This is a genomic window from Azospirillum endophyticum (assembly GCF_016595245.1).
In the GTDB taxonomy this organism is placed as follows: Bacteria; Pseudomonadota; Alphaproteobacteria; order Azospirillales; family Azospirillaceae; genus Azospirillum; species Azospirillum endophyticum.
In genome coordinates, this window is record NZ_JAENHM010000066.1 from 1 (window position 1) to 21,330 (window position 21,330).

The following is a 21,330-nucleotide window of genomic DNA, read 5'->3' on the forward strand; positions in this document are numbered from 1 at the left end:
GGTCGGCAAAACGCCGTTGGCGTTTGGCCGATCCCGCCCCGCAAGGGGAGAAGGGCTATTCGCTAGAGAAAGTCGCATCTCGTTCACAGAAGCGAGATCTGTGCATCCCGTAGCCCCGGGAGGGAGAGGGGATTGTTCCTACGTCATAAGATGTGTGCATCCCGTGGTGCGAAGGCAGGCATCCTACCGTGCCGTCACGTCCTGCCGCGCGACGACGAAGGGGGACAGGATGTCGGCATTGAGATCGATGCCGAAGCCCGGAGCGTCCGGCACCGTGACGGTCCCGTCGCCGTTGACGATGGGACGGCCGCAGAGGTCCAGCAGGGGGTTGGGTCCGGCATCGAATTCGAGGAACGGATAGCCTCCGGCAGCGGCACCGCTGCGCTGCGCGGGCAGCGTCGCGGTCAGGTGCAGGGCCGCCTGGAAATTCACGATGCCGCCCCAGACATGGGGAACGACCGGACGGTCGTAGAGCTCCGCCAGGGCCGCCACCCGTCCGACACCGGTCAGCCCGCCGCAGACGGCGATGTCCGGTTGCAGCACATCCATGCAGCCGGCCTCCAGGAAGGGGCGGAAGGCACGGGCATCCGTGAAGGTCTCTCCGCCGGCCAGCGCGGGCGTCATGTGGCCGGAGAGCATGCGGTAGCCTTGCAGGTCGCCCGGAACCGTGGGCTCCTCGACCCAGAGCAGGCCGGCCTCCCGCATGGTCGAGACGGCGGCCAGGGCCGCCCGCGGCGCGTAGGACTGGTTGAAATCCAGCATCAGGGTTCCGTCCGGCCCCATCATCTGCCGGATGGTGTTGACGATGGCCGCATCGTCCGCCGGAGCGAAGCCGCTGCGCAGCTTGATCGCCTTGAAGCCCGCCCGGAGATAGCCCTCCACCTCGCGTTCGAACTCGCGGTAGGGATGGCCGCCGGGCTTGAAGAAGGGGCCGCTGGCATAGGCGGCCACCCGGTGGCGCAGGGCGCCGCCCAGCAGCGTGCTGACCGGAATGCCGCGTAGGCGTGCCGCGAGATCGTGCAGCGCCATGTCGACGGCGGCCACGGCCCCCATCGCCCCGCCGGCCACCTCGCGCATCTCCTGCCAGAGCCGGCCGATCTGCTGGGGATCCTGCCCGAGAAGGCGCGGGGCGAGGCGCGAGGCGATGGTGGCGTGGTCGGCCGCGGGGGTATGCCAGGCCTCGCCCCAGCCGGACCGGCCGTCGCGGTCCACGATCTCGACGAACAGCGTCTCGCGGCGGTCGAAGGACACCAGCGCGTTGCCGATGACCTCGGGCAGCGGGGCGACCAGATGATAAAGGCGGACTGCGGCGATGCTCATGCCTTGCTTTCCTGTGTATTTTCCTGGGCGGACCGGGATGCGGGAACGACGCCGCCGCGCATCAGGTCGCGCATCAGATGGCCGAGCAGCAGGATGGCGCAGGCCGTCAGCGCCATGGCGCCGGCGAGGACCAGCTGCGCGCCGGCGAAGCCGCCGGTGGCATCCCGCACCCAGCCGATGATGGTGGGGCCGAAGAAGCCGCCGGTGCTGCCGACGGAGTTGATCAGCGCGATGCCGGCCGCGGCGGCGGTGCCGGTCAGGAGGGTGGTCGGGAAGATCCAGATGTTGGGCGAGGCGCCGCCGATGCCGGCCGCCCCGATGGTCAGCCCAACCAGCCCGATCAGCGGGTCGCTGCTGAGCGCCGCCAGGACGAAGCCCGCGGCGCTGACCAGGAACGGCCCGGCCGCGTGCCAGACCCGCTCGCCGGTGCGGTCGGCGTGGCGGCCGACCAGCAGCATGGCCAGCGCCATGAAGGTGGAGGGGACGGCGGCGACGAAGCCGGTCTGCACGGTGCTGAGGCCGAACGCCTTGACGAACTGCGGCATCCAGATGGCGATGCCGGTGGTGCCCATGACGAGCCCGACCGCGATCAGGCACATCAACAGGACGCGGGGATCGCGGACGGCGCGGCCGACGGTGAAGCGCTCCGTCTTCTCCTGGGCCGCGCGCTCGGCGGACAGCCGGGCCGACAGCCAGCGGCGCTCGTCCTCGGCCAGGAAACCGGCCTTCTCGGGCGAGGACGGAAGGAAGAGGGCGACGACGACGCCCATGACGATGGCGGGCAGGGCTTCCAGGATGAACATCCACTGCCAGCCGGCCAGACCGTTCCAGCCGTTCAGATGCTCGATGATCAGGCCCGAGACGGGGGCACCGATGACCGAGGACAGCGGCACGGCGATGTTGAAGGTTCCGAACATGCGGGCGCGGTATTCCCGCGGGAACCACAGGGTCATGTAGAAGATCATGCCGGGAAAGAAGCCGGCCTCGGCGGCGCCCAGCAGGATGCGCACCAGATAGAAGCTGCCGGGGCTCCAGACCAGGGCGGTCGCCGCCGAGAGCAGTCCCCAGGTGATCAGGATGCGGGCGATCCACAGCCGCGCGCCGTAGCGCACGAGCAGCAGGTTGCTGGGAACCTCGCACAGCACGTAGCCGAGAAAGAAGATGCCGGCGCCGAAGCCGAAGGCGGACGCCGAGAAGCCCAAATCCTGGTTCATGGTCAACGCGGCGAAGCCGATGTTCACCCGGTCGAGAAAAGCGGCGAAGTAGCAGACCATCAAGATCGGCAGGATTCGCCATGCCACCTTGGCGATGATGTCGGTTCGCTCTTTCATCTTGGTTTCCTCCGGAATGCGTGGACTTCGCCACGCTTTGCCTTGATGTCCAAGAGTGTCAGTTCATTGACATTGATAATCAAATAGGATGTACTGAACATCTGATATTGGGAAAACTGATATTAGAAAACAGACATGCGGATCACCATCGCCCAGCTGGAGGCCTTCTTCTGGACCGCGCAGCTGGGTTCCGCACAGCGGGCGGCCGAGCACCTCAACCTGGCGCAGCCGACGCTGTCGCTGCGCCTGAAGGATCTGCGGGATGCGCTCGGAAGCGACGTGCTGGAGCGCACCGGGCGCGGCCTGCGGCTGACGCCGGAAGGCCGCCTGCTGCTGCCGCGGGTTTCCGCGATCATGACCGAGCTGCGGGCGATCGGCGGCCAGGATGAATCCCGGACCATCGCCGGCCGGGTCCGGGTCGGGCTGGCCGAGGGCTTCGCCGTCACCTGTCTCTCGCCGCTGCTGGCCGGGCTTCTGGAGGATCATCCGGCGCTGCAGCCGGAATGGGTGGTGTCCACGAGCACCACGTTGGAGGAGGCCCTGCTGCGCGACGCGCTGGACGTGGCGGTGCTGCTCAACCCGATCGGCGACGAGCAACTCCACCTCCAGCCGGTCGGCGCCCAGCCGACGAGCTGGGTCGTGCCGACATCCTGGGGGCTGAGCGGTCCGCTGACGCCGCGGGATCTGTGGTCGCAGCCGGTCTTCTCCAACCCGCCGCCTTCGGCCATGCACCGGCAGATCAGCGGCTGGTTCGCGACGGCCGGCCTGTTTCCCGGCCGTCTCAGCACCTGCACCAGCGTCGCGGTGATCGCGGAGCTGGTGGCCGGCGGGGTCGGCGCCGGGCTGCTGCCCATCCCGATGGCCAAGCGCTTCCTCGCGCTGGGCCAGGTCCAGCTGGTGGCGTCCGAGCCGCGGGTTGAGAACGGCCGGCTCTTCATCTGCTATCGGACCGGGGTCAACGATCCCAAGGTGGCCGCGGTCGCGCGCTCCATCGCCCAGGTGATGCGGCGGATCGACTATGTCGACGCCTGACCGGTGGCGATGGGAGGGCGCGGTTCACTCCTCGTCGTCCTGTGCCGCCGACGGCGGATCGCCGGCAGTTTCGAGCAGGTTGGCCCCCATCCGGCCCATGAAGGCGAGCCGGCGGTCGAACTTCGTCTCCATGACGATGCAGGAGGTGGTGCGGACGACGCCCTTGATCATGTTGATCCGCGTCAGTTCGGCGTTCAGCTTCTCCAGCGTCTCGGTCGCGACATGGATGACGAAATCCCAGTCGCCGGAGATGGCGTAGACCGCCTGCACCGCCTCCATCGTCCGCATCTGGGCGATGACGTCGGAATAGGTCTTGTTGTTGCAGACCGCCATGGTGAAGCAGTTGACGGTGTAGATCAGCTTGCTGTGGTTGATGCGGACCGAATAGCCCTCGATCACGCCGGCGCTCTCCAGCCGCTGGATGCGCTCCTGCAGGGCGGTCCGCGACACGCCGATCTTGCGGGCGAGCGACGAGGTCGGCTCCCGCGCATTCTTCTGCAACAGGGCGAGGAGCTGCTTGTCCTTGTCCGTCAGGCGGAATCCCTGCTCGTTGCCCGGCCCAGACATTCCCTCATCCCCTCGCATGGCCCCTCAGGCGCCCTGGCGCCGGGACCGAGATTCCTGCCAATGATCCATCAGACGCAGCCCCGCATAGACCAGCTCCGCCGCGGGGGGGCCGAAGATACCGCCGTTCCAGGTCAGACCGTAAGGGGCGAAAAGCCGGATCCGGTCGCTTTCGCCGGTGATCGCCTCGGCGACGACGCGCCCGCCGATGGGGGCGGTGTTCATGCCGTGCCCGCCGAAGGACGAGCAGCTCCACAAGCCGTCCTCGACCCGGGCGACATGCGGCATCTTGTGGCGCGCATAGCCCATCAGCCCCGACCAGGCCTTGTCGATCCGCACATCGGCCAAGCCGGGGAAGACCCCGCCGATGTCCCGGCGCAGCATGGCGGCGAGACGCTTCTCGTCCTGCTCGTGGCGGGTGGTGATCCGCCCGCCCCACAGCAGCCGGTCGCCGTCGACGATGCGGTAGTAATCGGAGGAGCGGCGGTCGTCGCCGACGGCGTCGGTGGTGGCGACGAAGTCGGACAGGCGGCCGCCCAGCCGCTCGGTCAGCACGACATAGGTGGCGATCGGCAGGAAGGCCCGGCGCAGGGGGCCGAACTCCCGCCCGCCATAGCCGCCGCCGCACATCACCACGTCATGGCACAGGACCGAGCCGTCCACCGCATCCACCCGCCAGCGCCGCGCGGAGCCGGGCGTGTCGGTGCGGCTCATGCCGATCATGGCGGTGCCCTCGAACAGGCGGCCGCCGGCCCCGGCGATCAGGCCGGCGAGGCCGAGGCAATAGTTCAACGGGTGGAAATGGAAACCGACCGGGTCGCGCAGGGCCTGGAAATAGAGGTCGCTCTTCAGCAGGCCGCGCAGCGTCGGGCGGTCGACGTAGGTGAAGTCGTAGCCGTAGGTCCGCGCCATGTGGTCGCGGTGGCGCTGCAGCCGGTCCGCCGCCTCGTAGCGGGTGACGCCGAGCTTGCCGGTGGTCGGGTCGCAGCCGGGCAGGGCGTGGCCGGCGATGGTGTCGCGGACGATCTCCACGCCCTCCACCGACAGCCCGAACAGTGCCTTGGCATGGTCCAGCCCGCAGCGCGCCTCGATGTTCCGCAAGCCCTCCGACCAGCCCTGGAGGACGAAGCCGCCGTTGCGGCCGGACGCGCCCCAGCCGATCCGCTGCGCCTCCAGCAGCACGACCGAACGGCCGCGCCGGAGCAGTTCCCAGGCGGTGGACAGGCCGGCCAGCCCGCCGCCGATCACGCAGACGTCGGCCGTCACCATGCCTTTCAGGGGGGCATGATCGGCCGCCGGCCGGCGGGTGGCGCTGTAATAGGTGTTGGGGTAGTCACGCATGCCGGTTGGGTTCCGTTGGCGGATCGGTATCGGGGTCGGGAAGGGCAGGCCGCCGGAGACGGCGGGACGGCCGGCCTCCCGCGGCATCACTTGGCGACGGTGTAGTCGACGCCGTACCACTTTTCCGACAGCGACTTCAGCGTGCCGTCCGCCTTCAGGGCGGCGACGATCTCGGTCAGCTTGGCGTTCAGCTCCGCGTCGCCCTTGTCGATGGCGATGGCCAGGGGCTCGTGGTAGGCCGGCTTGTCGTTGATGGCGCGGATCGGGTAGCCGCGTTTCACCGCCGCCTCGACGGTCGGCAGGGCGGAGACGATGGCGTCCACCCGCACGCCGTCGCCGAGCCGCAGGTCGTCCAGCGGGCCGACGCTGTCGCCGTAGGTCTTGACGGAGCCCGGCTTCACGTCGGCCGTGAAGTCGGGGACGCCGACGGCGTCGATCTTCAGCTTGCCGTTGATGTAGTCCTCGGACGTCGTGCCGCCTTCGACCCCGATGGTCTTGCCGTTCAGCGCCGCCCGGCTGTCCAGCTTGGAGGTCTTGTGAACGGCGAAGACATAGGGCGTGTAGTAGTAGATCGCCGGAAAGTCGAGGACGCGGGTCCGCCCGGTCGTCGGCGTCATCGAGCCGACGGAGACGTCCCAGCGGCCGTTCCAGTTGCCGGCGGTGATGATGCCCCATTCCGGCGTGATGAAGCGGGCGGTGGCGCCCAGCCGCCTGGCGATCTCCTTGGCCACCTCGATGTCGAAGCCGTCGAGCTGGTTGTCCTTGTTCATGAAGGACTGCGGCGGCCAGTTGGCGGCGGTCGCCACGACCATTTCCTTCTTCTGGGTGATGCGGTCCAGCGTGGCGCCGGCCTCGGCGGCGGCGGTGGACAGGGCGAGCGCAGCGACGGCGGCGGCACCCAGGCACAGGGACTTGAGCAGGTTCATGGACGGACTCCTGACGTGAAGGGAAAAACCTTGGCGTTCGGACGATCTGGATTTTCGGGATGCGGACCGGCCCGGCGGTGGGCTCGTGGCGGTCTCAGTGGCGGTTGTCGCGGGCCAGCCGGCTTTCCAGCCGGGCCTGCAGCCGCTCCAGGACGATGGAGATCAGCCAGTAGAGGGCGGCGGCGGTGATCAGCATCTCCAGGTGGCGGAACTCGTCGCGGCCCTGGGTGCGGGCGAGGAACATCAGCTCCCACACGCCGATCACCGAGACGAGCGAGCTGTCCTTCAGCATGGCGATGAACTGGTTGCCGGTCGGCGGGATGATCAGGCGCAGCGACTGCGGCAGCACGATCAGCACCAGCGTGTGCATCGGCCCGAAGCCCAGAGCGCGCGCGGCCTCCCACTGGCCCTTGGGGATGCTCATGATGCCGGCGCGGAAGATCTCCGTCATGTAGGCGCCGTAGCACAGCGACAGCGCCGCCACGCCGGCCGGGATCGCCCCGATGACGTAGCCGAGCTGCGGGATACCGAGATAGATCAGGTAGATCTGGATCAGCAGCGGCACGCCGCGGAAGAAGGAGGTGTAGAAGGACGAGATGGCGATGGCGAAGCCGTTGTCCGACAGCCGGGCGATGGCGCCGACCATCGCCAGGACGAAGGCGATGGCGATGGCGATCGCCGAGATGTAGAGCGTCGTGGCGACGCCCTGGGTGACCAGGAACGGCAGCTTGCCGAGGATGAAGCCGTAGGACAGGTCGAAGCTGTGGAAGAAGACCAGGAACAGGCTGAACACCTCCAGCCAGACGGCGGCGACCTGCAGCCGCCGGCCGAGCCGGCCGATGAGATGGACGTTCAGCGTGAGGATCAGGGCAAGGCCGAGCGCGACCCAGACGGTCGTCAGGGCTTCGCCGCCCGGCAGGGCCGCGGCGACCGGCGCGACCAGGGCGGCGAGGCCGGTCTGCCCGATGCCGCCGGCGATGCCGGCCGCCGTGAGGACGAGCGCCAGCACGCCGAGGAACCACGCCTTGTTCGTCAATCTGTCCCGGCGCACATGGTCATGGTACATGCCGGCGTCTTTCCCTTCCGTGCGTTTCATCCACAATCCGTTCCCCAGCCTGTACCGGCCGTGCGACGGGCGGTATCCGGCAATCCGCCGGTTTGAACGGGAAATCGTGGAAAATCGCCGGGTGGGATCCTGCGTTACGACGGGAGAAGCCGCCAGATTGCGGCGGACACCCGGCGAATCCCCGGGTGGGGCCGACACGAAACAGGATGCGAGCAGCAGCGCGACAGAAAGCCCAGGCAAGAAAAGATTCCTCCCTGGGCATGGGCGGAGATGCCGACGAGACTACCAGCCTTTCTACTCTGCTCTCACTCTCCTCGATATCGCAGCGCATTGATCAGTGAATAAAAAGACTGTATAGCACCGAAGGTCACCGGACTTTTCAATATATAACTAAATATTTCCAATAGCTAATTTGGCATGCCAAGGCAATGGCTCCGCCATTTACGGCATATATCGCTTAACATTAAATGCATGATGCTGTGCTTACCGACGAATATATTAATTCACCATGCAATATCCGAAGATTCCAATCACCGATTTTTATCACCTTCACGCAACAGAAGGCTTCGCTTGCGATCCAAGCCCCAAGTGTAACCCCAATGGCTTCCGTCGGATTTGACGACACGATGACAGGGAATGGCGACCGCGAGCGGATTGCTCGCGCAGGCGCTTGCTACCGCGCCAATTGCGCGGGGGTGACCCACTGCCTTGGCGATTTCATCATAGGAAATGATCGACCCCGGTGGCACGGACTGAAGCACTTTCCAAACGCGCCGCTGGAAGGCTGTACCGCGGACATCAAGCGGCAGGTTCTCTCCCAGAGCGGGAGCCTCCACCAATCCGACAACGCGGGCGACAAGCTTCTCATATTCTGCATCGGCTCCGACCAGGGTCGCGTGCGAGAAACGCTCCTGGAGGTCTCTGAGCAGAGCCTCCGGATCGTCGCCCAGGAGAATTGCGGCCACCCCGGCTTCGCTGGACGCCACGACGATGGCACCAAGCGAGGTCTGGCCGACGGCAAACCGGATGGTTTCCCCCGCTCCGCCAGCTTTATAATGTGAAGGCGTCATGCCCAGAGACTTGCGGGTCACGGCGTAAAAGCGCCCACTGGAGCCAAAGCCGGTCTCATAGATCGTCTCGGTGATCCTCCGGCCTCGTAAGAGATGCTCTCGGACGTCCTGTGCGCGCTTCTCCTGGGCAAAAGCCCGGGGCGTCAGACCGATTTGCGCCTTGAAGAGGCGGTGCAGATGACCTTCGCTTATGCCCAGGGCATGCGCGAGCGCACTGATTGACGGAATGCCCTCTTCAGCCTCGATGAGCCGGCAGGCCTCCGCCACAAGTTCCGCGTGCCGGTCCCTGATCGGCCCGTCTTGAGGTCTGCAGCGCCGACATGGACGGAAACCGGCGGCTTCTGCATCTTGCCGGCTGGAAAACAGTCTGACGTTCTCCTGCTTGGGCGGCCGGGACCCGCAAGTCGGACGACAATATATTCCCGTCGTCGTCACACCACGCCACGGGGCGCCGTCGTCCGCCGTATCGCATTCCCCCCCATGTGCACCCCCGGCTCGGTGGCGAGCGATCGCGGTTTCCATGCGATGACCTTGCGCGGCCGCGGCGCCCGACATCAGGCGATCTCCCGGCGCGCGGAACCGAACGGATTGTCGATGAGGTAGCGCCACCGACCATCCTCGCCACGGCGGGCGATGTCGGTTGCCGTCGCGACCATGTTCACCATCGTTCCGTCCCTTGCGATTCCGATATACGACCAGTCCAGGATCAGGGAAGCGATGTTGTCTGCGACGAAAAGGTGACGCTGGGTAATCGACATCTCCAAGCCGAGGCTGAAATACTTTTCGAGTTCGGCGCCGATCTGGGCAGGCCCGACGTGCGATTGGCCGGTAGCGTCGATGATCATGCCGGCAGGATCATAGAAACCAAGCATGATCTCGACATCAAGTGAATTCAGGTGTGCCAGCAGTGCGGGGACAATTCCTTCGGGCGTGGTAGCGAGAGCGAACTTGTTCGTCATGGGACTTCATATCCTTGGGTAGCGCCCGCGGCTTGCGAGCCCCCATTTGATGCCCGAAAGTAGAAAGTGGCGAACTCCGCTTTCTGACTTCAGATTCGATCAGCACTGAAGCCGGCGGCTCTCATCCATGACCGCCGGCACAAGTCTTTCCATCCAGCGGAACAGAACGGTTGGATCCGATCCGGCTATGGGCGTCGCGGGAAAGTCCCGCCACCTATGCGGAACTGCGGCTGCGGGCGTCTCCCGCGAAGGCCAGGACGGCGATGATCACCACGTCCTGGATGATCTCCTGGGTTCCTCCCGGCAGCCCGGCGATCTGCATGGTGGTGACGATCAGGACCAGCAGGACGGAACCGAACAGGGTGCCTGCCGCGGTGGCGCTGCCGCAGAAGATCAGGGTGCCGCCGAGCACGACCGCTCCGACCGACTGGAGAAGGAAGGGGCTGCCCATGTCGGGGAAGGCGCCCCCCGCCCGCGCCGACAGCAGGGTCCCGGTGAGGGCGGCCCCCAGCACCGCGAGCAGGCCGAGCGGCAGCATGCGGTCCGGTTCGTCGCTCTCCCCAACGGACTTATCGCCCACCGCGCCGTCCATGCGGCAAGGCTGGGGAGAGCGCGCTTCGGCTTGACAGACTCCCTACTAGTTGGTAGGCATAAGCATGAGCAACACATCGACCAGAGCCGACGACATCCTGCGCTGTGCGCGATCCCTGATCGTCAGGGGCGGCTACAACAGCTTCAGCTACGCCGACATCTCCAAAGTGGTCGGTATCCGTACCGCGAGCATCCACCACCATTTCCCCGGCAAGGCCGATCTGGTCCGCGTGCTGGTCGTGCAGTACCGGCAAGAGGTCGAGGCCGGATTGGCCGAACTGGAGCGGAACGTCGCCGACCCGGTCGAACAGCTTCGCGCCTATCTCGGCTACTGGGAGGGGTGCTTCACCGACATGGACGACCCGTTCTGCGTCTGCGCGCTGCTGGCGGGCGAGGCTCCCGTGCTTCCCGAAGCGGTCGCCCTCGAAGTGCGGGCGCATTTCCGCAACCTCGCGGAGTGGCTCACCACCGTCTTCGAACGTGGCGCCGCGGAAGGCCGCCTCCGGCTGGCCGGAACCGCCAGGGTCGAAGCCGAACTGTTCATGGCCGGCGTGCATGGCGCGATGCTGTCCGCCCGCGCCTACGGCGATGCCACCACCTTCGCAGCAATAGCCCGCCCTCTGCTGGAGCGGGTCTCCGCCTGAAGCCAGGGCGCCTGAAACCCGAGCGCCTGAAACCAGGGCTTAGCCAAGAGAAGGAACGCATGTCCATGCTGCCTATCGACTAGTAGGTAGTTTTTCTGATGACAGTGTTCCAGCCGCCGATCCGTCTGCTCGGCCGCCTCTGTGTCCTTCTCAATGAAAAAGGAAATCCCTCATGTTCGGAATTTCTCCGCTTGGCTGGGTTCATACGCTCGGCAGCCTGCCGGCCATTCCCGCCGCCTTCTACATGTTCGCCCGTCACGGCCGGATCGTTCCCCGGTCCAGGCCGGGCGCCGTCTATTTCGCGTCCATGCTGATCGGTGCCTCGACGGTCTTCCTGGTGGCGCATCAACCGGTCAGCCAAGTCATCGGTGCCGTGACGATCCTGCTCCTGCTTGCCGGCTATGGGATCGGGGGGATCGGGAGGAGTTGGGGCGTGGGACGCCCGGCCAGATACGTCGAGACCGTCTGCCTGAGCGTGAGTGCGTTTCTTCTGATGGTGCCGACCGTCAGCGAGATCCTGCGCCGCGTTCCGGAGGGCCACCCTCTGGTGACCGACCTGAAGTCGCCGCTGCTGCTCGGTGCCCAGGGCGGATTGGCAATCCTCCTGGTCGCCGGCCTGACCGCCCAGATCATCCATCTGGCAAGGCAGGGCAGGACGGTGGCGAAGTAGGGGGCCGACAGGCACGAGCCCATTCTCCGGATCGACGGCCGCATCTGCCCAACGGGCCTGGCCGTTTCTCCGGTCGGATGAAGCAAGCCGTTGGAAAGCCCATGTGCCGGTCGCCGCCGCATTCGGCATGAGGTTCAGAGGCGGTTTTCAGACCCCTCATTCGATGTCGCCCTCCGGAAGCGGGGCTGCACCCGGTTGCTGATAAACGAACGCCTGGATCGCCGCCAGGATCGCTCGGGGCGCGTCATCCACGCATTTTTCACAGTGGCAGCCATCTTCAACGTCGCTGACCGGCTCACCGCAATCTGAAGACCGCCCCTTATTAGACGTCTAATATCATCTTGGAACCCGAACGCGTTCGAAGTCGGAAGGTCGACCCGCCCCTGGAGAGACGGTCGGTCGCCGGCAATCTCTCCAGGGGCCGCTGACAGATCGTCGTGGTTCCGGCCGGCGCGCAGCATCGTCATCCGCGCGCCGACCGGACGGAAAACCCAGGACCTACAGCGTCACGCCGACGCTCGCCAGGAAGCTGTCCATCCGGTGGTCGACCTCGGCCTTGGTCTCCGCCCAGGCCGGAAAAGACCGGAGAAGATTGTCGTGCCAAGCGAACAGATTCGGATAGTCCTTGAACGGAAACTTTGCACGATCGACTTGGGAGAAGGGAGCCGCGACATCGATATCGGCAAGGGTCAAGGCTTGACCGACCATGAATGTCCGGCCGTCGAGATGCCGGTCGAGCACGGTCGCCGCGGCGCGAAGTTTGCCCTCGGCGAACCCCACGAGGGCCTCGTCCTTCGCCAAGCCCATGACCGCCTTCCCGACCCGTTCATCGAAGAGGGTGGTGGTGAAGCTACGCCACTGCTCGCCGGACCAGAACATCCACTGAAGCACCTGAAAGCGTTCCTCCGCCGTGCGTCCGGCCAGGGGCGAATTCACCTTGTCGGCCAGATAGAGGTTGATCGCGGACGCCTCGTAGAGGACGGTGCCATCGTCCACCAGAACCGGCGTCAGGCCGTGGGGATTGAGACGCGCCTTGAACTCGTCGGTCCGGCTCTCGCCCTTGAAGAGATCGACGGCCATTCTTTCGAGTTCGATCCCCATGATCTTCGCGGCCGTGGTAACGCGGCGCAGGCTGCCCGAGCCGGCATCACCATAGATCCTGATTGCCATCATTTTGCCTTTCGATCCGGAGCCCGCAACCGGGCGACCGAATGGCAATTCCCATATTCCTCCTTCGAATGACATTGCTGGTGGAAGAATAGAATCTATTCCGATCCTGAATTGAACGATGTCTTGCGGCTGTGGCCCGTCCTGGCCTAATCAGCAAGGTCGATCGAGACCCGATCGGGATAGAAGGCGAGACAGCCGGCGATGGCACCGACCGCGTCGAAGGGCGTCTCATAGGTCCAGACACAGTTCAGCCCTGCCTCTCCGAGGGCCGGTATGCTGTAGTAGCTCGCTTCTCCCTTGTAGGGGCAATAGCTGGTGTGCGTCGAGCGCTCCAACAGCGTCATGTCGGTGTCGCGACGCGGGATGTAGTGAACGGGCGGATAGGACGCTTCCACAAGGGTCAGGGCGCCCCTTGTCTTCGCGATCTCAAGCGATCCGGTCCTGACGATGACCAGGGACGGACATCCGGTGATGGTGATGGGATGATGTGCATCAGGGGTCAGGATTTTCCGGTCGGCCATGACAGTGTCCTTTCGACAGAAAACTCACCTTCAACGGGAAATCATATAAGGGCGGAGACGGTCATGTCGCCTGTTCTTCCGCGGAACGAAAGCGATGGATAAGCTGGATGCGATGAGGATGTTCGTGCGCGTCGTCGAAAGCGGAAGCTTCTCGCAGGCGGCGCGCGACCTGAACGTCAGCCAGCCGACGGTCAGCAAACAGCTTGCCGCGCTCGAGGCGCGGCTCGGAACGCAGCTCCTCGCGAGAAATTCCCGCACCCTCGCGGTGACGCCGGCAGGGCAGGACTATTACGAGGCCACCGTCCTCATCCTCCAGGACCTCGACGCCGCGGAGGAGAGGATCCTCGACGGGCAATCGGCCCCCTCCGGGCTGGTCCGCGTGAGCCTCTCGCCGGCATTCGGGAGAATGTTCGTCATTCCCCGGCTGGCGGATTTCAGGGACCGCTTCCCCGACGTCGCGATCGAGATGGAAGTCTCCGGGCGGCATGTCGACCTGATCGAGGAAGGAGTGGACGTCGCGATCCGGATCGGCCGGCTGTCGGATTCGGCGCTCGTCGCCCGCCGCATCGGCGACATGCGGATGATCACCCTGGCCTCCGCCGGCTATCTCGCCCGACACGGCACGCCGCAAACATTGGACGAGCTGCACACGCACCAGCGCATCAGCTATGTCCACCAGGGAGACATCGTCGGCTGGGGTTTCAACCTGGACGGCCGGCAGGTCACGGTCGACGGCAAGGGAGCGTTCCGCACGAACGACGCCGAGCATGTCCGCGGCGCCGTCCTCGCGGGGCTCGGCATCGCCCATCACGCGAGCTGGCTGTTCACCGATGTGCTGGCCTCCGGCGAGGTCGTGCGTCTCCTGGACCGCTATGCGCCGCCGCCCTTTCCGATCAATGCCGTCACCGTCGCCGGACGGCGCATGCCGTCCCGGGTGCGGCAATTCATCGACTTCCTCGCTGCGGTTTGCGCCGGGGAGCCGGAATTGAGGATGGGGGATTTCTAGATCGGATCGCCGAGCAGCGCGTCGATGGCGGCACGCAGATCGCGCAGCGCCTTGCGGTCGCCGTCGTCGAGCCGGCTGCCGCCGCCGCTGAGATCCCGCAGCGTCGCCACCCCCTTGTGCAGCGCCTGCAATGCCGGCCGGTGGGCCGCCGGCGAGGGGAGGGACGGGGAGGCCGCCTTGCGCTGCTGCTTGGCCTCGCGCACCGCCTTCACCGTCAGTCCGGACTTGGCCCGTTCCCACAGCTGGGCCTGCAGGGCGGCATCGCCGAGTTCGGAGAGCTCCATCAGCACCGAGACCGACACATGGCTCTGCTGCGGCGCGTCATCGAGGATGTCGGCTGGCAGCCGCAGGATGCCCAGCAGCCGGGCCACGTACTCTTGCGATTTGCCGATCAGCACCGCCGCCTGATCCTGCGTCAGCCCCTTCTCCTCGACCAGCCGCTCCAGCGAGCGGGCGACGTCGATGGCGTGCAGATCGACACGCTGGACGTTCTCGATCAGTGCCAGAGCCTGGGCGTCGTCGGTGTCGAGCACCAGAGCCGGGATGGTGTCGCGGCCGAGCTGGTTGAAGGCCCAGAACCGCCGCTCGCCGGCGATGATCATGAAACGGTCGGCGGCGATCTCGCGGACGTTGATCGGCTGCAGCAGCCCCTTCTGCTCGACCGAGGCCGCCAGCGTCCCGATATCCGCCTCCCGGGCGTTGCGGCGCGGCTGGTCGGGATCCGGCTCGATCTGGGTCAGCGGGATTTCGCGGAAGCGCATCCTGCCGCTCAACCCGAACAGCGCCCGGTTGCTGGCACCGCCACCGCCGGCGGCGGCCCGGTCGATCGTCCGCTTCAGCAAGCCGGCGTTGGCGACGTCGAGACCCTTCCTAGGCGCCATGGTTCACCTCCGCCCGGGCCAGCGACAGCAGCGCCGCGGCGATTTCCTGGTAGCTCTCCGCCCCGGCGGAATTCGGGTTCACCGCCAGGCCGGGCCGGCCGGCCAGCACGCTCTTGGCGTAATCGGCGGCACGACGCACCGGGGCGAAGAGGTGCAGGCTCTCCGACACCGCCATGGCGCGCAGCTCGGTCAGGATTTGTTCGTCCTGAAGCCGGCGCGGACTGAACATCGTCGGCAGGATGCCGAGAATTCGCAGCCGCGGATTGACCAGCTCGCGCACGCCGGCGATGGTCTCGAACAGCTGGGGAATGCCCATCAGCGACAGCATCTCCGTCTGGGTCGGGATGAGGAGCTGGTCGGCGGCGTTCAGGACCGACACCGTCAGCTCGCCCAGATGCGGCGGACAATCGAGAATGACGAAGTCGTAGTGGCCGGCCAGCTGGGCGAGCTTGGCACGCAGGATCAGCGTGCCGTTCGGCTGGCGCAGCAATTCCCGGTCGGCCGCCGCCAGCGAGATGGAGGAGGGCAGCAGGTCGAAGGCGCCGTCGCAGACCGGGGTGACGAATTCGCGCAGCGGCCGGGTCGAGCGCAGCGCATGGGTCAGCGTTTCCTTGACCACCTCGCGTTCATGCGGGTCGACGCCGAGATGCACGGTGGCGTTGGCCTGCGGGTCGCAATCGACCAGCAGCACGCGTTGCCCCTCCCGGCTCAGCAGCCAGGCGACGTTGACGCAGGTCGTCGTCTTGCCGACGCCGCCCTTCTGGTTGGCGGCGCACAGGACGAGCGGCGCGTTGCGCTGGCCCGACGCGGCGGGGATGCCGACTGGGCTGGTCGCGGCCTTCAGCGCCGTGCCGACGGTCTGCGGGATCCGTTCGGCGCCGGTTTCCCAGCGCGAGATCTTGGCGCGGTCATAGCGGCGGCCCAGCCGCTCGTTGAGCCAGGACACCAGCTCCTGCTGGTTCATGCCGCGGTCCTCGCGGTAGCGGCGCAATTCCTCGCCGCTCATGTCGTGCGCCATCGCCTGTGCCCGTCCGGGAGGTGGAATCCCGGCACGATGGGCGATGGTGACGGCACTGTCAACCGATGTGCATCTTGCTGTGCAGCACCTGCCATGCTGCTGCCCCGGCTGGCCGGTGGTGCGTACTCTTGTGATGGCCTATCGCAAGAGTACGCGGGCCTGGCGTCATCGCAAGAGTGCGAACTGGCGCTCGGGCACCGGCGGGCGCGAGGGGTGGAGGACGAGGCCGGCTTCGTCGATGCTGACCTTGGCATCCGGATAGACGGCGAGCGCCGCCTTCAGGGCGTCCTGGAAGCGCGGCTTGAACTGGAAGACGTTCTTGTAGCCGGCGCCGAACTGGCCGTGCAGGGCGGTCCAGGTCATCGGGGTGGCGGCGCCCAGCACATGCAGGCGGTAGGCGAGCCAGATGTAGATGTCGATCGCCATCGATTTGTTGGAGATCAGCTTGATCGCCGGTTCCCACACCGGCACCGGATGCTCGCGCAGGGCCTTGAAGAAGCTGTCGGACAGCCGGACCGTGTCCACCCACAGGCGGAGCTGCTGGTCGTCGTCGGTGTCGTAGAGCTGGATGCCGCCCTTGACGATGGTGTCCTTGGCGAATTCGGCCTTCTTGCCCTGGCGTTCCCAGATGAAGGTCAGGTTGCAGGCGCTGATGCGGTTGGCCTGTTCCTTGACGTCGCGGTAGGATTTGCCGCCGGTCGAGACGTTCATCCGGCTCATCCAGTCGCGCATCGAGCCTCCCAGTTCGACCTCCGGGCTGCCGGTCTGGATGGCGCGGGTCTGGAGATAGAGCAGGATGAGCCGGGCGCGGGAGCCGTAGGGGACGCCGAACAGCCGCGTCGTGCCGTCATTGTCGGGCAGCCGGCCGGGTTCGATGATCAGCTTGACTTTGTGTCCCGCGCGTTCCCAGTGCTGTTCGTCGGGCAAGGCCTTGTGCGGCAGGCTGGTCAGGCAGAATCCGGCATAGGTGATGCCGAGCGCCTTGCTCTCGGTGGCGAGCGCTTCCGCCGCCAGATCGACGAAGGGGCGCTCCTGTTCCGGGACGAGGCGGCGCGCGTCGTCGGCGCCGTGCGTCCTGATCAGTTCGTGAAGCGTGCCCACGGGTCATCCCTCCTGCCAATGCTGCGGCAAGTGTGGCCTGTCGGGCGTTGGACCGCAACGCGTACTCTTGAGAGCATAGCTAGTAGAAACGCTATTTGAGACTCTATTAGTTGATTCATCGCAAGAGTACGGGGGAAAAGCCGAGTCGGTCCGAGTCGCCGATCGCAAGAGTGCGCACGGGCATCGCAACAATACGTGGGGCGACTGCGATGCCTTGCGGTCCGAAGGCCGCCGGACATCGCAAGAGTACGCAATCCGTTGGCGAATCGGCAAACGGAACCTTGGCGCCGGCGGTGCCCATCGCAAGAGTACGCGCGGGAAGGACATTCGCCGCGGGGAGGGGCGGAATGGCCGGATGGAGCCGGCGGCGTTCCCGCCTCATTCGCCAAAACATCGGCGCCCCCCTTGATCCGGAGGAATGGACCATCCAAATACCATCCACACGGATGGTGAAGGGATGGAATGCCATGAACGAGACGGTGCGTGACCTGCGGCCGAAGGCCGGTGACAGCGAGAAGATCACGATCAATCTCGGCTATGTCGACCTGGGCCACATCGACCTCCTGGTCGAGGACGGGTTCTATTCGAACCGCACCGACTTCATCCGCACCGCCATCCGCAACCAGGTCGACCGGCATGCCGACGTCGTCCGCCAGACGGTGACGCGCAAGAGCATCGACCTGGGCCTTCGCCATTTCAGCCGTGCCGACCTGGAAGCCGTTCAGGCCGAAGGCCGGATGCTGGACATCCGCGTCCTCGGGCTCGCCACCATCGCCCAGGACGTCTCCGCCGAGCTTGCCCGCGCCACCATCGCCACGCTGAGCGTGCTGGGCGCGCTGCACGCGCCGGCCGCCGTCAAGGCGGCGCTCGCCGACAGACTCCGCTGACGCGCCGCGCATCGCCGGCGCCCTCCCCCGAACCGAGAAAGCAACCACATGTCCCACACACGCCCCACCGGCCTTCTGTCCGGCATGGACGAGGTCGCCCGCCTGACCCGGGCCGGCCGGCTCTCCGAAGCGACCAGCCTGGTCCAGCGCCTGCTGCGGGGGGAGGGAGCGGCCGCGACGGCGCCGCCGCCCGATCCGACGATCCTGGAGGGCGAATTCGAACGGCTCGACGCCGCTCCCCGGCCGGAGGCCCGACGCGGCGCCCCGGACAGCGATGCCCCGGGTCGCGGCCGGCCTGCCGGAAAGGGGGCGGGAAGCCGCTTCGGGACGGCGGCGCGGACCGGCCTGGGCGAGACGCTGCGCGGCCTTGCCGCGCGCCTGCGGCCGGCCGGGCTGCCGGGCGGTGGACCCGGCGCCCCGCGCCCGGCCGCCGAACCGCTGCCGGACGGCGCGTCCTTCGTGACGGAGTCCTTCAGCGGGACGGCGGGGACGCGGGCCTACAAGCTCTATGTGCCGGCCAACCGCGGCGACGGACCGCGTCCGCTGGTGGTGATGCTGCACGGCTGCACCCAGTCGCCGGACGATTTCGCCGCGGGCACCCGGATGAACGCCTTCGCCGAGCGGCACGGCGTCTTCGTCGCCTATCCCGAACAGCCGGCCTCGGCCAATGCCCAGCGCTGCTGGAACTGGTTCAAGCCCGAAGACCAGCGCCGCGGCCAGGGGGAGCCGGACCTGCTGGCCGGCATCACCCGCCGGATCCTGCGCGACCATCCCGTCGACCCGAGCCGGGTCTACATCGCCGGGCTTTCCGCTGGCGGTGCCGCCGCGGCGATCATGGGCGAGGCCTATCCCGACCTCTATGCGGCGGTCGGCGTGCATTCCGGCCTGCCCGCCGGTGCCGCGCACGACCTTCCCTCCGCCCTCGCCGCCATGCGCCAGGGCGGCCGCGGGGAGGCAGGCAAGGCGGGGGCCGGCCATCCGGTGCCCACCATCGTCTTCCATGGCGACCGCGACACCGTGGTCCACCCGCAGAACGGCGACCGGGTGGCGGCACGGGCCACCGCCGCCGCGGCCGGTCTCGTCCCGGAGGTGCGGCACGGCGAAGCGGCCGGCCGGCGCTCCTTCAGCCGGACCCTGCACACCGACCCCTCCGGCCGGACGCTGTGCGAGCAGTGGGCCATCTACGGCGCCGGCCACGCCTGGGCGGGTGGAAGCCCAAGCGGCTCCTACACCGACCCGCAGGGACCGGACGCCACGGCGGAGATGATGCGCTTCTTCCTGGAGCACCGGCTGCGGAGCGCGTCGGCCTGACGGCCGGCGGCATTCCCGCCGGCCCCGGTCAGTAGCCCAGCGCGCAACCGTCCTTGCGGTGGTCGGATCCGCCCAGCAGGGTTCCATGCTCCCAGTCGATGGCGATGGCCTGGGCGCCGCCGATCGCCCCGCCGGGCGCCTGCACGGTGAAGCCCCGGCGGGTCAGTTCCGGCCCGGCCGCCGCTCTGATGGCGGATTCCGCTTCGACGGTCCGGGTGCCGGGCAGGGGGAAAAGGCGCGGCAGGTCGATGGCGCTCTGGATGTCCAGGCCGTGGTCGAACAGCTTCGACAGGAAATGAGCATGGCCCATCGCCTGGTAATGCCCGCCCATGACACCGAAGGTCAGGCTGACCCGCCCGGTCTCGGTGACCATGCCCGGGATGATGGTGTGCAGCGGCCGCTTGCGCGGCGCCACCCTGTTGGGATGCCCATCCACCAGGGAGAAGCTCTGGCCGCGGTTGTGGAACAGGACGCCCGACCGCGGCGCCATCAGCCCGCTGCCATAGGGATGGAAGATCGAGTTGATGAAGCTGACGGCGGTGCGGTCCTTGTCGACCACGGCGATATAGACCGTGTCCTTGTGCTCCACACCGCCGGACACCGCGTCGAACACCCCGGCGGTGTCCAGCGCACGCGCGAGGTCGATCCGCGCGGCCAGCTCGTCGGCCAGCGCATCGGACAGCAGATGCTCCGCCATCGACGTGTTCGCCTGCACAGGATCCGCCAGGAAGGCGTCGCGCGCGGCATAGGCCAGCCGTGTCGCCTCGATCTCCACATGCAGGGAGTCGGGGCTCAGCGGATCGCCGGCCGGCGAGACGCGCTTGAGGATGTTCAGGATCATCAGCGCGATGATGCCCTGGCCGTTCGGCGGGCATTCATGGACGGTGCGGCCGCGATACTCCGTCCGGACCGGCGTCACGTACTCGCCCTTGGCGGCGGCGAAATCCTCCAGGCTGTGGAGGCCGCCGACGCCCTGCAGGAGCTCCACCATGTCCTGGGCGATCGGGCCCCGGTAGAAGGCGTCGGGGCCCTCGCGCCCGATCGTCTCCAGCGTGTCGGCCAGCAGCGGCTGGGTCTGGACGGTGCCGGGCGCGGGCGCCTGCCCGTCCGCCAGGAAGGTGGCGGCGGCGGTGGGATCGCCGCGGAGCAGGGCCGTCTGCTGGGCGATGTCGTGGGCGACCCGCGGGGTGACGGCGTAGCCCTCGCGCGCCATCGCCACCGCCGGGGCGAAGATTTCGGCGAGCGGCAGGCGGCCATGGTCGGCGACCAGCCGGGCCCAGGCCTCCACCGCGCCCGGCACGGTGACCGCATGGGGAGACTGCCGGTCGATCTCGGCGACGCCGGCCGCACGCAGGCTTTCCAGCGTCATCGCGGCCGGGGTGCGGCCGGATCCGTTGTAGGCGCGGATGTCCGACCCGCCCCGCGGGGCGACCAGGGCGAAGCAGTCGCCGCCGATGCCGGTGGATCCCGCCTCGACCACGCTCTGCACCGCGCAGGCCGCCACGGCGGCGTCCATCGCGGTGCCGCCGGCCTTGAGGATCTCGATCGCCGTCAGGGTGGCGGCCGGATGGGAGGTCGCCGCCATCCCGTTGCGGCCCATGGCGAGCGAGCGGCCCGGATTCTCGAAATTGCGCATGGTCACAGTGATGCTCCCCGGTGATGGTCTTGCCGTGACGGGCGCGGCTTGCCGGGCCCAACGATGCACGTCTCTCAGCCGTCATCCCTGCGAAGGCGGGATCCAGCCGGCTTGCGCCGCCTGCCCGCACCGTTTCCCGGATCCCGCCTTCATGCTACGGGATGCACACATCTCGCGCTTGCGGCAGGAAAAGCAACTTACCATTGCGCGTAGCCCCTCTCCCTTCGCGGGAGAGCAACCGTGTTGTTGACTGAACCTCGTGTGCTCGCGGTCAAGGCTCGCGCT

General features: G+C 67.2%; 21 protein-coding genes. 6 read left to right on the forward strand and 15 right to left on the reverse strand.

Going from position 1 to position 21,330, the window contains the following annotated elements; translation table 11 throughout:
* Positions 1-183 precede the first annotated feature (183 nt).
* Both JHL17_RS24710 and JHL17_RS24715 read right to left on the reverse strand, forming a co-directional pair.
* Entirely contained in the window at positions 184-1,320 is a 1,137-nt protein-coding gene (locus JHL17_RS24710) for a mandelate racemase/muconate lactonizing enzyme family protein (RefSeq protein ID WP_200197273.1), read from the reverse strand.
* On the reverse strand, positions 1,317-2,651 hold the full coding sequence (locus tag JHL17_RS24715; RefSeq protein ID WP_200197274.1) for an MFS transporter: 1,335 nt from the start codon (positions 2,649-2,651) through the stop codon (positions 1,317-1,319). The genes JHL17_RS24710 and JHL17_RS24715 overlap by 4 nt, the downstream gene beginning before the upstream one ends.
* Before the next feature lie 135 nt (positions 2,652-2,786).
* On the opposite strand from JHL17_RS24715, the gene JHL17_RS24720 reads away from it, so the two are divergent.
* Positions 2,787-3,683, forward strand: coding sequence for a LysR family transcriptional regulator (locus tag JHL17_RS24720; protein ID WP_200197276.1), 897 nt, complete (start codon positions 2,787-2,789; stop codon positions 3,681-3,683).
* Between the two features lie 24 nt (positions 3,684-3,707).
* Here the strand turns inward: JHL17_RS24720 and JHL17_RS24725 are convergent, their stop codons facing one another.
* The 7 genes from JHL17_RS24725 to JHL17_RS24755 all read right to left on the reverse strand — a co-directional run bounded on the left by JHL17_RS24725 (position 3,708) and on the right by JHL17_RS24755 (position 10,189).
* Complete coding sequence (locus tag JHL17_RS24725; RefSeq protein ID WP_200197277.1) at positions 3,708-4,250, reverse strand: Lrp/AsnC family transcriptional regulator; 543 nt, start codon at positions 4,248-4,250, stop codon at positions 3,708-3,710.
* Positions 4,251-4,274: 24 nt separating this feature from the next.
* On the reverse strand, positions 4,275-5,588 hold the full coding sequence (locus JHL17_RS24730) for an NAD(P)/FAD-dependent oxidoreductase (protein WP_200197279.1): 1,314 nt from the start codon (positions 5,586-5,588) through the stop codon (positions 4,275-4,277).
* Between the two features lie 86 nt (positions 5,589-5,674).
* A complete protein-coding gene (locus JHL17_RS24735) occupies positions 5,675-6,514 on the reverse strand; it encodes a transporter substrate-binding domain-containing protein (protein WP_200197281.1) in 840 nt (279 codons plus the stop codon).
* Positions 6,515-6,608: 94 nt separating this feature from the next.
* The gene (locus JHL17_RS24740) at positions 6,609-7,610 is read right to left on the reverse strand and encodes an amino acid ABC transporter permease (RefSeq protein WP_200197282.1); all 1,002 of its coding nucleotides are present in this window, start codon (positions 7,608-7,610) and stop codon (positions 6,609-6,611) included.
* A 500-nt stretch (positions 7,611-8,110) separates the two neighbouring features.
* Positions 8,111-9,205 carry a bifunctional DNA-binding transcriptional regulator/O6-methylguanine-DNA methyltransferase Ada gene (gene ada / locus JHL17_RS24745; RefSeq protein WP_200197283.1) on the reverse strand — a complete coding sequence of 365 codons (1,095 nt, stop codon included), beginning with the start codon at positions 9,203-9,205 and terminating at the stop codon, positions 8,111-8,113.
* Positions 9,205-9,609 carry a YybH family protein gene (locus tag JHL17_RS24750; protein ID WP_200197284.1) on the reverse strand — a complete coding sequence of 135 codons (405 nt, stop codon included), beginning with the start codon at positions 9,607-9,609 and terminating at the stop codon, positions 9,205-9,207. The genes ada and JHL17_RS24750 overlap by 1 nt, the downstream gene beginning before the upstream one ends.
* A 214-nt stretch (positions 9,610-9,823) precedes the next feature.
* Entirely contained in the window at positions 9,824-10,189 is a 366-nt protein-coding gene (locus tag JHL17_RS24755; protein ID WP_247893804.1) for a hypothetical protein, read from the reverse strand.
* Between the two features lie 76 nt (positions 10,190-10,265).
* On the opposite strand from JHL17_RS24755, the gene JHL17_RS24760 reads away from it, so the two are divergent.
* On the forward strand, positions 10,266-10,844 hold the full coding sequence (locus JHL17_RS24760) for a TetR/AcrR family transcriptional regulator (RefSeq protein WP_200197287.1): 579 nt from the start codon (positions 10,266-10,268) through the stop codon (positions 10,842-10,844).
* Positions 10,845-11,016: 172 nt separating this feature from the next.
* Positions 11,017-11,514, forward strand: coding sequence for a hypothetical protein (locus tag JHL17_RS24765; protein WP_200197288.1), 498 nt, complete (start codon positions 11,017-11,019; stop codon positions 11,512-11,514).
* A gap of 498 nt (positions 11,515-12,012) precedes the next feature.
* Here JHL17_RS24765 and JHL17_RS24770 read toward each other — a convergent pair whose 3' ends face one another.
* A complete protein-coding gene (locus JHL17_RS24770) occupies positions 12,013-12,687 on the reverse strand; it encodes a glutathione S-transferase family protein (RefSeq protein ID WP_200197290.1) in 675 nt (224 codons plus the stop codon).
* A 143-nt stretch (positions 12,688-12,830) separates the two neighbouring features.
* The gene (locus JHL17_RS24775) at positions 12,831-13,205 is read right to left on the reverse strand and encodes a DUF427 domain-containing protein (RefSeq protein WP_200197292.1); all 375 of its coding nucleotides are present in this window, start codon (positions 13,203-13,205) and stop codon (positions 12,831-12,833) included.
* Positions 13,206-13,299: 94 nt separating this feature from the next.
* On the opposite strand from JHL17_RS24775, the gene JHL17_RS24780 reads away from it, so the two are divergent.
* Complete coding sequence (locus tag JHL17_RS24780) at positions 13,300-14,211, forward strand: LysR family transcriptional regulator (RefSeq protein ID WP_200197294.1); 912 nt, start codon at positions 13,300-13,302, stop codon at positions 14,209-14,211.
* Here the strand turns inward: JHL17_RS24780 and JHL17_RS24785 are convergent.
* The 3 genes from JHL17_RS24785 to JHL17_RS24795 all read right to left on the reverse strand — a co-directional run bounded on the left by JHL17_RS24785 (position 14,208) and on the right by JHL17_RS24795 (position 17,211).
* On the reverse strand, positions 14,208-15,092 hold the full coding sequence (locus tag JHL17_RS24785) for a ParB/RepB/Spo0J family partition protein (RefSeq protein WP_200197296.1): 885 nt from the start codon (positions 15,090-15,092) through the stop codon (positions 14,208-14,210). The two genes, JHL17_RS24780 and JHL17_RS24785, sit on opposite strands and share 4 nt — an antisense overlap.
* A complete protein-coding gene (locus JHL17_RS24790) occupies positions 15,082-16,110 on the reverse strand; it encodes an AAA family ATPase (RefSeq protein WP_200197298.1) in 1,029 nt (342 codons plus the stop codon). The genes JHL17_RS24785 and JHL17_RS24790 overlap by 11 nt, the downstream gene beginning before the upstream one ends.
* A 165-nt stretch (positions 16,111-16,275) precedes the next feature.
* Positions 16,276-17,211, reverse strand: a complete 936-nt coding sequence (locus tag JHL17_RS24795; protein WP_200197299.1) for a replication protein RepA — start codon at positions 17,209-17,211, stop codon at positions 16,276-16,278.
* A gap of 467 nt (positions 17,212-17,678) precedes the next feature.
* Here JHL17_RS24795 and JHL17_RS24800 point away from each other — a divergent pair, with 467 nt between their 5' ends.
* Both JHL17_RS24800 and JHL17_RS24805 read left to right on the forward strand, forming a co-directional pair.
* The gene (locus JHL17_RS24800; RefSeq protein ID WP_200197300.1) at positions 17,679-18,098 is read left to right on the forward strand and encodes a CopG family transcriptional regulator; all 420 of its coding nucleotides are present in this window, start codon (positions 17,679-17,681) and stop codon (positions 18,096-18,098) included.
* A 48-nt stretch (positions 18,099-18,146) separates the two neighbouring features.
* Positions 18,147-19,409 carry an extracellular catalytic domain type 1 short-chain-length polyhydroxyalkanoate depolymerase gene (locus JHL17_RS24805; RefSeq protein WP_200197301.1) on the forward strand — a complete coding sequence of 421 codons (1,263 nt, stop codon included), beginning with the start codon at positions 18,147-18,149 and terminating at the stop codon, positions 19,407-19,409.
* 28 nt (positions 19,410-19,437) lie between these two features.
* On the opposite strand, the gene JHL17_RS24810 is transcribed toward JHL17_RS24805, so the two are convergent.
* Positions 19,438-21,045 carry a gamma-glutamyltransferase family protein gene (locus JHL17_RS24810; RefSeq protein WP_200197302.1) on the reverse strand — a complete coding sequence of 536 codons (1,608 nt, stop codon included), beginning with the start codon at positions 21,043-21,045 and terminating at the stop codon, positions 19,438-19,440.
* Positions 21,046-21,330: the final 285 nt, after the last annotated feature.

Bases quoted from the DNA above. Each gene is read 5' to 3' on its own strand.
- JHL17_RS24805 (WP_200197301.1), top strand. From the start codon at position 18,147: ATGTCCCACACACGCCCCACCGGCCTTCTGTCCGGCATGGACGAGGTC.
- JHL17_RS24780 (WP_200197294.1), top strand. From the start codon at position 13,300: ATGGATAAGCTGGATGCGATGAGGATGTTCGTGCGCGTCGTCGAAAGC.
- JHL17_RS24720 (WP_200197276.1), top strand. From the start codon at position 2,787: ATGCGGATCACCATCGCCCAGCTGGAGGCCTTCTTCTGGACCGCGCAG.
- JHL17_RS24775 (WP_200197292.1), bottom strand. From the start codon at position 13,205: ATGGCCGACCGGAAAATCCTGACCCCTGATGCACATCATCCCATCACC.
- JHL17_RS24710 (WP_200197273.1), bottom strand. From the start codon at position 1,320: ATGAGCATCGCCGCAGTCCGCCTTTATCATCTGGTCGCCCCGCTGCCC.
- JHL17_RS24790 (WP_200197298.1), bottom strand. From the start codon at position 16,110: ATGGCGCACGACATGAGCGGCGAGGAATTGCGCCGCTACCGCGAGGAC.
- JHL17_RS24770 (WP_200197290.1), bottom strand. From the start codon at position 12,687: ATGATGGCAATCAGGATCTATGGTGATGCCGGCTCGGGCAGCCTGCGC.
- JHL17_RS24715 (WP_200197274.1), bottom strand. From the start codon at position 2,651: ATGAAAGAGCGAACCGACATCATCGCCAAGGTGGCATGGCGAATCCTG.
- JHL17_RS24735 (WP_200197281.1), bottom strand. From the start codon at position 6,514: ATGAACCTGCTCAAGTCCCTGTGCCTGGGTGCCGCCGCCGTCGCTGCG.
- ada (WP_200197283.1), bottom strand. From the start codon at position 9,205: ATGTCGGGCGCCGCGGCCGCGCAAGGTCATCGCATGGAAACCGCGATC.
- JHL17_RS24730 (WP_200197279.1), bottom strand. From the start codon at position 5,588: ATGCGTGACTACCCCAACACCTATTACAGCGCCACCCGCCGGCCGGCG.
- JHL17_RS24760 (WP_200197287.1), top strand. From the start codon at position 10,266: ATGAGCAACACATCGACCAGAGCCGACGACATCCTGCGCTGTGCGCGA.
- JHL17_RS24800 (WP_200197300.1), top strand. From the start codon at position 17,679: ATGAACGAGACGGTGCGTGACCTGCGGCCGAAGGCCGGTGACAGCGAG.
- JHL17_RS24765 (WP_200197288.1), top strand. From the start codon at position 11,017: ATGTTCGGAATTTCTCCGCTTGGCTGGGTTCATACGCTCGGCAGCCTG.
- JHL17_RS24750 (WP_200197284.1), bottom strand. From the start codon at position 9,609: ATGACGAACAAGTTCGCTCTCGCTACCACGCCCGAAGGAATTGTCCCC.
- JHL17_RS24740 (WP_200197282.1), bottom strand. From the start codon at position 7,610: ATGAAACGCACGGAAGGGAAAGACGCCGGCATGTACCATGACCATGTG.
- JHL17_RS24725 (WP_200197277.1), bottom strand. From the start codon at position 4,250: ATGTCTGGGCCGGGCAACGAGCAGGGATTCCGCCTGACGGACAAGGAC.
- JHL17_RS24810 (WP_200197302.1), bottom strand. From the start codon at position 21,045: ATGCGCAATTTCGAGAATCCGGGCCGCTCGCTCGCCATGGGCCGCAAC.
- JHL17_RS24785 (WP_200197296.1), bottom strand. From the start codon at position 15,092: ATGGCGCCTAGGAAGGGTCTCGACGTCGCCAACGCCGGCTTGCTGAAG.